This is a genomic window from Niabella sp. CPT15-335-S11 (assembly GCF_058792415.1).
In genome coordinates, this window is record NZ_JBYTEI010000003.1 from 83,809 (window position 1) to 96,427 (window position 12,619).

The 12,619-nt window shown below is 46.9% G+C and carries 9 protein-coding genes; 1 reads left to right on the forward strand and 8 read right to left on the reverse strand.

All coding sequences use genetic code 11. The features are described 5' to 3' along the window. The first annotated feature begins 109 nt into the window (after positions 1 to 109). A complete protein-coding gene (locus tag AC3WS5_RS11425; RefSeq protein WP_492467511.1) occupies positions 110 to 1,333 on the forward strand; it encodes a 4-hydroxy-3-methylbut-2-enyl diphosphate reductase in 1,224 nt (407 codons plus the stop codon). A gap of 252 nt (positions 1,334 to 1,585) precedes the next feature. On the opposite strand, the gene AC3WS5_RS11430 is transcribed toward AC3WS5_RS11425, so the two are convergent. The 8 genes from AC3WS5_RS11430 to prfB form a co-directional block, all read right to left on the reverse strand. Next, entirely contained in the window at positions 1,586 to 2,632 is a 1,047-nt protein-coding gene (locus AC3WS5_RS11430) for a hypothetical protein (protein ID WP_492467512.1), read from the reverse strand. Between the two features lie 132 nt (positions 2,633 to 2,764). Continuing rightward, complete coding sequence (locus AC3WS5_RS11435) at positions 2,765 to 5,278, reverse strand: DNA gyrase/topoisomerase IV subunit A (protein WP_492467513.1); 2,514 nt, start codon at positions 5,276 to 5,278, stop codon at positions 2,765 to 2,767. Between the two features lie 59 nt (positions 5,279 to 5,337). After that, on the reverse strand, positions 5,338 to 6,177 hold the full coding sequence (locus AC3WS5_RS11440; protein WP_492467514.1) for a DUF1835 domain-containing protein: 840 nt from the start codon (positions 6,175 to 6,177) through the stop codon (positions 5,338 to 5,340). Further along, positions 6,174 to 6,968 (reverse strand): class I SAM-dependent methyltransferase, encoded by a 795-nt coding sequence (locus tag AC3WS5_RS11445; RefSeq protein ID WP_492467515.1) that lies wholly within the window; start codon positions 6,966 to 6,968, stop codon positions 6,174 to 6,176. Before AC3WS5_RS11445 ends, AC3WS5_RS11440 begins: the two co-directional genes overlap by 4 nt. Positions 6,969 to 6,981: 13 nt before the next feature. Beyond that, the gene (locus AC3WS5_RS11450; protein WP_492467516.1) at positions 6,982 to 8,892 is read right to left on the reverse strand and encodes a DNA topoisomerase IV subunit B; all 1,911 of its coding nucleotides are present in this window, start codon (positions 8,890 to 8,892) and stop codon (positions 6,982 to 6,984) included. A gap of 218 nt (positions 8,893 to 9,110) precedes the next feature. Continuing rightward, a complete protein-coding gene (gene pyrR / locus AC3WS5_RS11455; protein WP_492467517.1) occupies positions 9,111 to 9,638 on the reverse strand; it encodes a bifunctional pyr operon transcriptional regulator/uracil phosphoribosyltransferase PyrR in 528 nt (175 codons plus the stop codon). 101 nt (positions 9,639 to 9,739) lie between these two features. Beyond that, positions 9,740 to 11,371 carry an L-glutamate gamma-semialdehyde dehydrogenase gene (gene pruA, locus AC3WS5_RS11460; protein WP_492467518.1) on the reverse strand — a complete coding sequence of 544 codons (1,632 nt, stop codon included), beginning with the start codon at positions 11,369 to 11,371 and terminating at the stop codon, positions 9,740 to 9,742. Between the two features lie 100 nt (positions 11,372 to 11,471). After that, positions 11,472 to 12,567, reverse strand: a protein-coding gene (prfB, locus tag AC3WS5_RS11465; RefSeq protein WP_492467519.1) for a peptide chain release factor 2 whose coding sequence is annotated in 2 segments (ribosomal slippage) — positions 11,472 to 12,506 and positions 12,508 to 12,567 — 1,095 coding nt in all. Because the reading frame shifts where the segments join, the coding sequence is not laid out codon by codon here. Positions 12,568 to 12,619: the final 52 nt, after the last annotated feature.

Below are 12,619 nucleotides of genomic sequence, written 5' to 3' on the forward strand. Positions count from 1 at the left end.
ATTTATCAAGACCATACATCCGGCAAGCAAAAAAATCCTGACCATAAGGTAATATTTGGATGAAGTTAGCAACAATTTATATTTGGCAGATAAAATTTATTTTTGCAGTATGAAGCAATTTGAGGTCCCGTTTTTCTACAGAAGCCCGCTAATCTCAAACATAAAGAAACAGCGTAAGGAACAGGATAAGTTGAAAAAAGATTTTACCCCCACTCTACTCGATTTCGGTCCGGTAAAGATTTTTCTGGCACGACATTTTGGTTTTTGTTATGGTGTGGAACACGCCATTGAGATTGCATTCAAGACGGTTGAAGAAAACCCGGGCAAAAATATATTCCTCCTGAGTGAAATGATTCATAATCCCAGGGTTAACGCTGATCTGCGTTCACAGGGAGTCCGGTTCCTGCAGGACACTCACGGGCGCGAACTGATTCCTTTTGACCAGCTTAAGCCGGATGATATCGTGTTGATCCCAGCTTTTGGTACCACACTGCAGATTGAAAAGCAATTGCAGGAAAAAGGCATTGAAACAGCAAAGTATAATACCACTTGTCCTTTCGTGGAGCGTGTTTGGAACCGCAGCAATGCTATTGCGAAAAAAGATTATACAATCATTATACACGGTAAACCCACACATGAGGAGACCAGGGCTACGTTCTCTCATGCTGCTTCCGATGCACCTGCAGTGGTGGTTAGGAATATGGAGCAGACCATAGAACTGGGGCAGTTTATTACGGGAGAAAAAGATCCGGGAGAATTCTACACAAGCTTCAGGGGGCAGTACAGCGCCGGGTTTGATGTGCAGCGCCACTTGCAGCGGATTGGGGTGGTGAACCAGACCACCATGCTGGCCAGCGATACCCAGGCAATTGCAGAGTATCTCAAAACGATCATGATTGAAAAGTACGGCCTGACGAAAGATAATTTACAGGAAAGATTTGCCGACACCAGGGATACGCTGTGCTATGCAACCAATGACAACCAGACTTCAGTCGCTGAGATGCTTGACACGCCGGCAGACCTGGCAATCGTTGTTGGAGGTTACAATTCTTCGAACACCTCGCATCTGGTTGAGCTTTTTGAAGAAAAGCTGCTTACTTTCTTTATCAACAACCAGGAAAAGATGATCAGCAGGAATGAGATCCTGCACTTCGATTTTCATCATAAAGTGGAATTGCTGTCGAAGAAATTCCTCCCTGAAAAAGAGCCGGTTTCTATACTGCTGACCAGCGGCGCGTCCTGTCCGGATGCACTGGTAGAAGAAGTTATTCAAAAATTAGTATCTTTTTTCCCGGAGGCAATTCCTGTTCATGAAATAGCGAAAACTATCTAACTTTAATATTGACAAAATTTTTCAGATCTTAGCGGAAAATCAAAACGTGCGGGCGCTGATCAATTCATCAACGATCTGAAAGACATCAATCCGGATATTGTAGTGGAATGATCGCAGACGCTAGATATTAGACGCTAGATACTAGATAATAGACGCTAGATATTAGATATTAGATACTAGATATCAGATATTAGGTATACGCATGTAAATGTGTATAAAACAGTCTATCGTCTAAAGTCTAAAATCTAACGTCTACTGATACTGGATATAAATCGGCTTGGGGGTAAACTTCAGCAATTCCTCCGGCGTAAACATATGGTTGCCGTTTTTCACATCGTTTTTGTAGAATAATTTGAAACCGGTAAACTGAACGGGCTCCCGGAACACATGCCTCTTATAGGTTCCGGCTTTCAACGCCTTGCTGCCCCAGCCATCCATATCCACCACAATCTGCACTTCAGGAACCTTCCTGATCGCCTTGTAGTTCATGATCATATCCTGTGTGAACCGGTGAATAACCAGTATTTTCGGTGGGAGATTGTTCTCACGCACTGCCTGCGCCAGCAGATCGATGGCATCGTTAATATCACTGGCGTCAAATTTCCCGATCACCGTTCCGGGTGTCTGCCCGCCTTTCATTGAAAACTCGGGATCAATGCCCAGGTGAAAATCGGGCTGTTTAAAATATTCGGTAAATCGGGATGCTTCCTGCTTTACAGTGCTATGACCCACCTGCAGATCCACGAAGGCCAGCCCATTGATTTCACGAGCCCACTTGATAATTGTATCCACCTGGTGAAAAGGCATACGCAGTCTGTATTTTCCATCCTGCCCCGGGCTTCCCTGCGCAGTCACTGCAATATAATGCAGGGCTGGTTTCACAGGGGTATGGGGATCAGCCTTTTCCCATTTATGAACTTCCTGAAGCAGTTTCTTGATCATTTCCTTTTTCGGATACTCGCCCAGTACTCCCATCCGCGTAGAAAAAAGATTACCGTAATAAGCCACCACGCGGTGAAAAGGCAGGACAGCTCCGGGGCGCGGATAAGGCGCTTTAGCGGGCCAGCGACCCGTGGAATCGCCATTGGCAAGCTGGTGCATGCGCTTGTCATAGTCTGCCGTATCCAGAACCGGGCCCTTTGGCTTCACCTCTTCCTGCTCAACGCGAATGGTATCTTTCAGGGAAATTTGTGAAGGGGCAATTTGCTTAGAACCCTGTTTGACTTCCTGGGAGTCGGTAGAAACACAACCCCAAACAAGAACTAAAGCCAATCCTGACGTCGCGAATATATACCTCATCTGAATAAATATTAAAGCCTGTTTACATTCAAAAATAACCTATAATCTCTATCCGAAGCCGCAAAAGCTGTCACAATTTCAGATAATAACTGAGTTCTCTTTGTAATGCAAATTCAATCTGTTACTTATGTATTAAAATAATTCCTGCTGAAGGTTGTCTTTCTCGTGGCTCGTCCACTCCATGATGGTGCTGGCGCTGTAATCGGCGAGTTTAGTGCCCACTGTTTTCCAGCCCGTGACTTCCGTTACCCGCGCAATCTTAAACCGGGCACTACGCGCCTGCCCGCCCTTGCCAGACTGCATCTTCAAGACAGGTTCTTCTTCTGTCGTTGCGCATTCCACGTAATTTCCCTCCCCTTCCTTGATAAACAGGAATTTGTTGTGAAGCGTTGTCGTTTCTATTTTAAACCGCTTCACATTGAACTGAAGCATTTTCATATCGGCATACACCGCCGTGATGATCTTTTCCGGATCAAACCGCTCTATCAGCAATACTCTCTCGGCATTGATCTTCTGCGTCATTTCCTGGTCGGTGATCTCATAATACCCATCGGTATAAATCACGAGTATACGATCTTCCGGCTCAAACATCCCCAGATAGATACCTTTTTCTTCGGCACTCAGTCGACCAAATTTATCGTCAAACCAGAGTTTCCTGCCGGCGAGCGTTGAACGACCGGCCTCTTTAAAGCGAACAGATTTTATCGGGTACTTGGTGACCGTGACACCGATACTCCCCCGGCCCTTTATTTCCAGCTCTTCGAAATAATATTCAAGCTCTTTGTTTCTGGCTGCGCAACCCGGAGTTAAAGTAATCTTCACGACTTCGGTCTCACCATTGGGATTAACGCTGAGATAGTGCACCTTGCTCTTATCATCTCCTTTCGTGAGGTCGTATTCCTTTTCGCGGGTAATACCCGTAACACTGAATCGTTTCGCAAAACTCCGCCCCGATTTCCCATCGGTATAGATCATATTATACGTGGTGCGGTCGTCGTTCTTCTGAAAAACTGCAGCATGTATAATATCCTTGCCGATAAAAGTCTTGTCGGAAACACGGATCACTTTCATAACGCCGCGCTTCGTGAATACAATGATATCATCCAGGTCAGAACATTCAAAAAGGAATTCTTCTTTCTTCAGACCGGTACCAATAAATCCACCGGGGCGGTCGATATACAACTTTGTATTTGCAATAGACACGTTTCTCGCCTCGATCACTTCAAACTGCATGATCTCGGTTTTACGCTCGCGCCCCTTTCCAAACTTCTTCTTCAGATTTTCGAAATAATTAACTGCAAAATCAACCAGGTGGGCCAGGTGAAACTTAACTTGTTTGATCTCATCCTCCAATCCCCGGATCTGTGCATCCAGCTCATTGATGTCCAGGCGGTAGATCCTGCGCACCGGTTTCTCCGTCAGTTTGAGAATATCTTCACGGGTAATTTCCCGGTTTAATTTTTTCTTGAAAGGGTCAAAAGCTTTATCGATCGCCGCAATCACTTTCTCCCAGTCAGCATATTTTTTTTCCAGCTCCTTGTAAATCCTCTCCTCAAAAAATATTTTCTCCAGGGATGTGTAATGCCATTTTTCATTCAGCTCCGCCAGTTTGATCTCCAGCTCCCGGCTCAACAACTCTTTCGTCTGGTCGGTGGACAACTTCAGCAGTTCATCGACTGTAAGGAACTGCGGCTTCTGATCCATGATCACGCAGGCATTGGGTGAAAGGGAGATCTCACACTGCGTAAACTTGTACAGGGCATCCATCGCAATATCGGGAGAAATTCCCGGCGCCAGGTCTACCTGAATTTCAACCAATGCTGCTGTTGAATCTGTAACCTTTTTGATTTTTATTTTACCCTGGTCGTTGGCTTTGACGATCGACTCAATCAGCTGATCCGTTGTAACGCTATATGGCAGGCTCTTAATGGTCAGCGTTTTTTTATCTGATATTTCAATATGTGCCCTGAGCTTCACTTTCCCGCCACGTTTACCTTTCTGGTAATCGGAAACATCCACCATCCCCCCTGTCTGGAAGTCGGGGTACAGCTCGAAACCCTTGCCCCGCAGGTATTTGATGGAAGCATCAATGAGTTCGTTAAAATTGTGCGGCAAGATCTTGGTCGTCAGGCCAACAGCGATACCTTCAGCGCCATGTGCCAGCACCAGCGGAAATTTCATTGGCAGGGTCACCGGCTCGTTTTTCCTGCCGTCGTAACTAAGCTGCCATTCAGTAGTCTTGGCGTTGAAAGCCACTTCCAGCGCAAACTTGCTCAGCCTTGCTTCGATGTAACGGGGTGCGGCCGCATCATCGCCGGTCCGCACGTCACCCCAGTTTCCCTGTGTTTCAATCATGAGGTCTTTTTGACCCATGTTGACCAGCGCATCTCCGATGCTGGCATCCCCGTGAGGATGGTATTGCATAGACTGACCAATGATGTTTGCGACTTTGCTGAAACGGCCGTCGTCCATCTCTTTCATCGCGTGCAGGATACGCCGCTGTACGGGTTTGAGCCCGTCTTCTACAGCCGGAATAGCCCGCTCCAGGATCACATAGGACGCGTAATCCAGGAACCAGGTCTTAAACTGACCCTGAATACCCGTAGTACTCGCTTCCTTAATTTCTTTCTGTATTTGTCCCTTCATATCTTTTCTCCAAACCTTATCAACCCAAATTCAAAACGCTGAGCTGTGTTGCTCGTATTTTAATCACCCTCACCGACTGTTTCAGTCTCTTCTTTAGAGGCAATCTTCACATCAAAACTTTTCCAATCCGACGAAAACTCACCCATTAGTGATATTTTACCTTCATCGATCAGTTGTTTCATCCGCCACATCAGGAAAACATCACCGGTCTTAATCTTCATACGGTGCAGGGTACTGCTGAGCACCCGGGCAGCTTTCTGCCAGTTCCCGGTAACACCAGCAAGCAGATCAGCATCATAAAAATCAGCCTGCCTGCCTATGATTTTTTTACCTCCTTCGAGTACGCGGACGATCGCATTTTCTTCCATCAGTCTTGTCCATTCATCCGGATCAACTTCAAACTCGCTGAGGGTGACCGGGCGGGCTAGTTTTTTAGCCTTCAGAAATTCAGAAGGCCTGATCTCATGCAGCCAGGAGGGATAAAAAATCTGACCCTTTTCATTGATAAAGGGCAGATTATTGAGATACAACACCATCACCCTGCCCTGAAAATCCTTCAGTTGGGGTATCAGCCAGTAATAACCACATACATCATGCTGGTTCTGACCCATCCAAATCCATATTACTTCTTCCGGGTTTTCTTCCAGTGACCTGATCAGTTTGTGGACCGTCAGCTTATCATCTACAATTTCCGTCTGTCCTTTATAAGGCGAAAGCTCCAGTAATTCCTGCCACCAGTCGCGCCGCACCCTATATCCCTCCGGTTCATAGATCTGCTGAATGGGGCCGACTGCAAAATCGTCTTTAATCTGGACCACTTCTCCAGCCAGACTTTCATCAAGCTCCTGCACATTTTGCATCAGTTGCACTTCTGCCTCATTAAAAACAATATGAATCATGCTTCTTGTTTACCTATTAAATAATATACCCCCGTAGTGAAAAAATTTCGAATTCCCCGCAGCCGCTGTATATACTTCCACTGTTCCCTCGCCTTCCATCCAAATTTGAACTGATAAATAGGGTTTAGTAAATAGTGTTTTTGATTCAGCACTTTGTATCCCGCAGCTCTAACAATTATTTCAAAACGCTCTATCGAAATGCCGGTATCGCGGATATCCATCATTTCCTGCACGTTCTCGCCGGCAGCCTCAAGAATCTGCTGATACACCCGGCGTGGCAGCAAGTGATAATAGGGGGTACGGGAAAGAATCTTATTTTTCAGGATCTGCTGGTGCCCCCCAAAAGGCATTTGCCAGGGAGGGAATCCAACAAAAATGACACCGCCCTGGTTCAGAAATTTTCCCAGATAGGTGATCATTTTCTCCTGCTGCGGAATATGTTCGATGACATCTTTCAGCAGGATAATATCGAATTTATGCTGACTAAAATCCTGTTCGATTTCCGGATCATAAATATCAACGGTCAGGAATTTAACATCACCCCGCTCAATGTATTCTTTCAAAAAAACCTGCGCGTCTTTTATTCTCACGGCATCCATTTCAATACCCACACCCTGAAGACCCAGGTCCAGAAACGATTTCAGAATCCCGCCTTCACCACAGCCCAGATCCAACACCCTCATCCCCTGTTTCAGCTCTTTGATCTGGCGGATAAAAGGAATGATGAACTGCGTTGTTGTAGCAATATTCATTCTGAAATACCTTTCCTTATCCATATGAAACTCGTGCATAGCGGGTATTTTATCAGCTTACGGCAGGTTCCTCCTCTTCCACTTTATCCATCTCCACCACCAGGTTATCTATTATAAAATTCTGGCGGTCGTGGGTGTTTTTGCCCATATAATATTCCAGCAATTGCTGAATATGATCGCCATGTTCCAGGCGCATCAGTTGTTTGCGCATGCCGTTGGTAATAAACTGAGCAAACTCTTCGGGGCTGATCTCTCCCAGTCCTTTGAAACGAGTAACCTCAGGTTTACCGGTCAGCTTCTTCATGGCTGCCTGCTTTTCTGCCTCACTGTAACAATAGATGGTTTCTTTTTTATCACGCACCCGGAAAAGCGGTGTCTCCAACACATAGACTTTTTCCTGCTTCACCAGATCCGGAAAAAACTGCAGGAAGAAAGTCATGATGAGCAGTCTGATATGCATACCATCCACATCGGCGTCGGTGGCAATCACCACATTATTGAATCGCAACCCTTCGAGTCCTTCTTCAATATTCAGCGCGTGCTGCAAGAGGTTGAATTCTTCATTTTCATATACGACTTTTTTGGTAAGCCCGAAGGAATTCAGGGGCTTGCCTCTCAGACTAAATACCGCCTGCGTCTCCACATTCCTGGCCTTGGTTATAGACCCGCTGGCACTGTCGCCCTCGGTGATGAAGATCGTGCTTTGGTTTTGCTTTTCTATAAACTCATCTTTTCCTTTCGCCGGGGGCTCGTCATTCAGGTGATACCTGCAATCCCTGAGTTTTTTGTTGTGCAGGTTTGCTTTTTTGGCTCTTTCGTTCGCCAGCTTTTTGATACCAGCCAGATCTTTTCGTTCCCTTTCGCTTTGCTCAATCCGCTTCTTAACGGCATCCGCAACCGAAGGGTTTTTGTGTAAATAATTGTCCAGCTCCCGGCTCATGAAATCGCCCACGAACTGGCGCATCGACGGACCATGATGATCCACATTTTGCGAGCCGAGTTTGGTTTTGGTCTGGCTTTCGAACACAGGCTCCACCACCCTCACCGCGATCGCTGCGACGATAGCGGTACGGATATCGGCCACGTCATAATCCTTCTTGTAAAAATCGCGGATCGTTTTCACGTAGGCCTCTCTAAATGCCTGCTGATGGGTCCCGCCCTGGGCCGTATACTGTCCGTTTACGAAACTGTATATTTCCTCTCCATAGGCATTTCCATGTGTTACGGCCAGCTCAATATCCTCGCCTTTCAGGTGAATGATTGGGTAACGGATCTCATCCTCGTTGGTTTTTCTTTGCAACAGATCCAGCAACCCATTGCGGCTCACATAGGATTTTCCGTTAAATATGATTTTCAGCCCTGCGTTCAGGAAGCAATAGTTCCAGATCTGGTTCTCCAGGAATTCCGGAAGAAATTTGTAATTTTTGAATATGGTGTCGTCCGGCGTGAAAGTCACCAGGGTGCCATTAGCCTCTTTGGTTTTCGTTTCCTTGTATTCTTTGATCAATAGTCCCCGGTCAAATTCGGCGGCTTTTTCCTTCCCGTCTCTGACGGATACCACCCGGAAATACTGACTGAGCGCGTTCACGGCTTTTGATCCCACACCGTTTAAGCCTACAGATTTTTTAAATACACGACTGTCATATTTGGCGCCGGTGTTCATCTTACTCACCGCATCCACTATTTTCCCCAGTGGGATACCCCGGCCGTAATCACGCACGGTTACGGTTTTTTCTTTCACGGTGAGCTCGATGTTTTTACCATATCCCATCGCAAACTCGTCAATACAGTTGTCGATGATCTCTTTCACGAGCACGTAAATGCCGTCATCCGGACTACTGCCATCTCCCAGCTTTCCGATATACATACCCGGTCGCAGGCGGATATGTTCCCGCCAGTCGAGACTTCTGATGCTATCTTCATTATATACTGTTCCTGTCGATTCCACTTTCGCTTTGGCCATTTAAAAATCTCCTGTTTTTTCTTCCTCCCGACCGTTAGAAGACATCCATTCTGCATCCGTCTTTTAGATGCCGGGTTCGATACAAATATAATAAAAGACAGTTCCAATCAGCATTTGGGAATTATGCACAGGTGTGCAGAATAGGTTTTGGCGTTCACCGGGCTTTCCTTGGGTCAGACTGTCAATTGTCTTTGAATTTCATTTTGGTTAATGATGGTCTATTCCATGATCATTACCTGGTCCTTGTCACTGTTCTCTTTCCAGCGAACCAATACTTTTTGCGTTTCAAATGAATCAATATACCTGCCTACATAATCGGCCTGGATCGGAAACTGCCGGCTGTAGCGGCGGTCAATCAGCACGCACAACTCAACTTTGGCGGGCCGGCCAAAATCAATCAGAGCATCCAATGCGGCACGCGTGGTTCTTCCGGTGTACAGCACATCATCGATCAAGACTACTTCCCGGTCCTGAATTGAAAAGGGAATATCCGTTTCGTTGGCCGTATGCAGGGAATTCCGGACATCATCGCGGTAAAAGGTGATATCCATTTTACCATAATTGATTTTTGCATAGGTGGGGTTGGCGATAATCTCCCCGTAAATCCGGTCGCTCAGAAAAATGCCCCGCGGCTGCAGACCAATGATCGCCATTTTATCCGGATCGGGATGGTTCTCTATGATCTGGTGGGCCAGCCTTTTAATGGTTATGGCGATTTGTTGTTCAGTTATGATCGATTTCAACATACAGACTTTTTAAAGGCGCGGTTAAACGGCATTGTAAAATTGCGGAAATAAAATGATCCAATCATTTACTTTTCTACAACCTACCCGTCCGGAGACCGCGATCAGGGTTCCTGCATGAAGGGATACCTGTAGCCTACCGGTGGATTAAAAGTTTCTTTGATCGTGCGGGCACTGAGCCACCTGTACAGGTTCAGGATTGAGCCGGCCTTATCATTTGTACCGCTGGAACGCGCACCGCCAAAGGGTTGCTGCCCAACCACGGCACCGGTGGGTTTATCATTGATATAAAAATTACCCGCCGCGTTAACCAGTTTTCTCGTTGCGAGATCGATGGCATTCCGGTCATTGGCCATGATCGAACCCGTCAGCGCATAGGGGGATGTTTCGTTCAGCAGATCCAATGTTGCTTCGAACTCATTTTCCGGATAGACATATAACGTAAGTACCGGCCCGAAAATCTCTTCACACATCGTCACGTATTTCGGTTTCTTCGCTTCAATGAGGGTTGGCCGCACAAAATAGCCGTTCGATTGATCACATTCGCCTCCAGCCAGGATCTCTGCATCTGGATCTTTCCGTGCATTCTCGATATAGGTTTTTATCGTATTAAAACTTTTCGCATCTATTACGGCGTTGATGAAATTGGTAAAGTCCTCCACTGAACCCATTTTAAAGGATTCGATGCCTTCAACCAGTTTGCTTTTGACTTCCGTCCAAAGATTTGAAGGGATATACGCCCTGGATGCAGCCGAGCATTTCTGTCCCTGGAACTCAAATGCCCCCCGCAGCAGCGCCGTTACTACGGCATCTGGATTTGCGCTCGCATGGACCATCACAAAATCCTTACCACCGGTTTCGCCGACGATCCTCGGGTAGGATTTATACATGGCCATATTCTTGCCGATGGTCTCCCACATATTATTAAACACAGCGGTGGATCCTGTGAAATGAACGCCGGCAAATTCTTTGTGGTTGAAGCAAACTTCGCCTACTTCCGGGCCACTCACGTAGATCAGGTTGATGACGCCGGCCGGCAATCCAGCTTCCTGCAGAATCCGCATAAACATCCGGGCGGAATAGATCTGGGTATTGGCACATTTCCAGACAACCACATTGCCACACAAGGCAGCAGAGGTAGGCAGATTGCCGCCGATAGCTGTAAAATTGAATGGTGTCACTGCCAGCACAAATCCTTCCAGCGGGCGATATTCCATCCGGTTATGCATGCCGGCGCTGTTCGATGGCTGCTGCTTATATATCTCGCTAAGATAATGCACGTTGAACCTAAGAAAATCTATCAGTTCACAGGCACTGTCGATCTCCGCCTGGAATACATTTTTGCTTTGGCCGAGCATGGTGGTGCCATTCATCAGGCTGCGGTATTTGGTAGAGATCAGATCTGCCGCTTTTAAAAAGATGGCTGCCCGGTCCTCCCAAGGCATTGCCGCCCAGCTTTCCCTGGCCGCCAGGGCAGCGTCAATGGCCTGTTTGACATGCGTTTTATCTCCCCTAAAATAGTATCCCAGCACATGACCGATCTCATGCGGGGGATGAATTTCCTGACGGTCGGAGGTCCGCACCTCCTGCCCACCGATATACATGGGAATATCCGGCTGTTCGCTTTTCAGCAGCGCAAGCGTCGCCTTCAATGTTTTCCGCTCAGGGCTGCCGGGTGCATAATTCAGGACCGGCTCGTTAGCGGGTAACGGATAAGAAAAAGTCCCCAGGTGCATATAATTTATTTTTAATATTAAAATATGATTTTTTCAGTCTGACAGCGCTGATCTTCCAGCATCCCTTTGTATCTCGCATGAACCCAACCTAAGTTGCTGATCATTCCGATGTCACTTCCTTGCTCATCATCAGGTAGGCCTTGATAAATCCATCCAGCTCACCATCCATCACCGGCTGCACATTGCCCACTTCAAATCCTGTGCGATGATCCTTGATCATTTTATAGGGATGAAACACATAACTCCGGATCTGACTACCCCATTCTATTTTCTTTTTACTGGCGTTGGTGGCGTTTTTCAGCTCTTCCCTTTTACGCAACTCCTCTTCATACAACCGGCTTTTTAGCATCTGCATAGCCTTTTCGCGGTTGCCTATCTGGGTGCGTTCTGTCTGGCAGATCACCACAATGCCTGTGGGAATATGGGTTAGCGACACTTTCGTTTCAACCTTATTTACATTTTGTCCGCCTGCTCCCCCGCTTCGGGAAGTCTCCATTTTCACATCCGCATCCTTTATTTCAATGTTGATCGTATCATCCACCAGTGGGTAAACGAATACCGATGCGAACGAAGTATGACGCCGCGCATTACTATCGAACGGTGAAATTCTCACCAGTCGGTGCACGCCGCTTTCCGCTTTTAGAAAGCCGTAAGCGAACGGTCCATCAAATTGGAGGGTGGCCGTTTTAATACCAGCTCCATCGCCCCATTGCCAGTCGAGCTCCGTGATCTTCCAACCCTGTTTGTCGCCATACATTTTATACATTCGTGCGATCATCTCGGCCCAGTCCTGGCTTTCGGTACCGCCGGCGCCTGAATTGATCTGCATCACAGCGGGCAGCTCATCTTCCGGCTCATTGAGGGTGCTTTTAAACTCTGCATCTTCAAGAGCTTTGATGCCGCGATCGTAGGCCTCCTGGGTCTCTTCTTCCGTAGCATCGCCGGCTTTCCAGAATTCAAACAATACGGCAAAATCTTCCACCTCCGTTTCCAGCGATTTGTATAGATCCACCCAATACTCGTTTGTCTTTAGTGATTTCAGGATACCGGTTGCGCGCTCGTTATCATCCCAGAATCCCGGGCTTAGCGATAACTGTTTATCCTCAGCGATTTTTTGTTGACGGCTCTCGACGTCAAAGAAACCTCCTTATCCCGAGAACGCGGGACCGCATATCGTTCAATTTTTCCTGTGTCATGGGGCAAATGTACGGCTTTAAAGCCGAATTTTAAGGTGATCGGGTAAGACGA

Bases quoted from the DNA above. Each gene is read 5' to 3' on its own strand.
- AC3WS5_RS11425 (WP_492467511.1), top strand. From the start codon at position 110: ATGAAGCAATTTGAGGTCCCGTTTTTCTACAGAAGCCCGCTAATCTCA.
- AC3WS5_RS11430 (WP_492467512.1), bottom strand. From the start codon at position 2,632: ATGAGGTATATATTCGCGACGTCAGGATTGGCTTTAGTTCTTGTTTGG.
- AC3WS5_RS11435 (WP_492467513.1), bottom strand. From the start codon at position 5,278: ATGAAGGGACAAATACAGAAAGAAATTAAGGAAGCGAGTACTACGGGT.
- AC3WS5_RS11440 (WP_492467514.1), bottom strand. From the start codon at position 6,177: ATGATTCATATTGTTTTTAATGAGGCAGAAGTGCAACTGATGCAAAAT.
- AC3WS5_RS11445 (WP_492467515.1), bottom strand. From the start codon at position 6,968: ATGCACGAGTTTCATATGGATAAGGAAAGGTATTTCAGAATGAATATT.
- AC3WS5_RS11450 (WP_492467516.1), bottom strand. From the start codon at position 8,892: ATGGCCAAAGCGAAAGTGGAATCGACAGGAACAGTATATAATGAAGAT.
- pyrR (WP_492467517.1), bottom strand. From the start codon at position 9,638: ATGTTGAAATCGATCATAACTGAACAACAAATCGCCATAACCATTAAA.
- pruA (WP_492467518.1), bottom strand. From the start codon at position 11,371: ATGCACCTGGGGACTTTTTCTTATCCGTTACCCGCTAACGAGCCGGTC.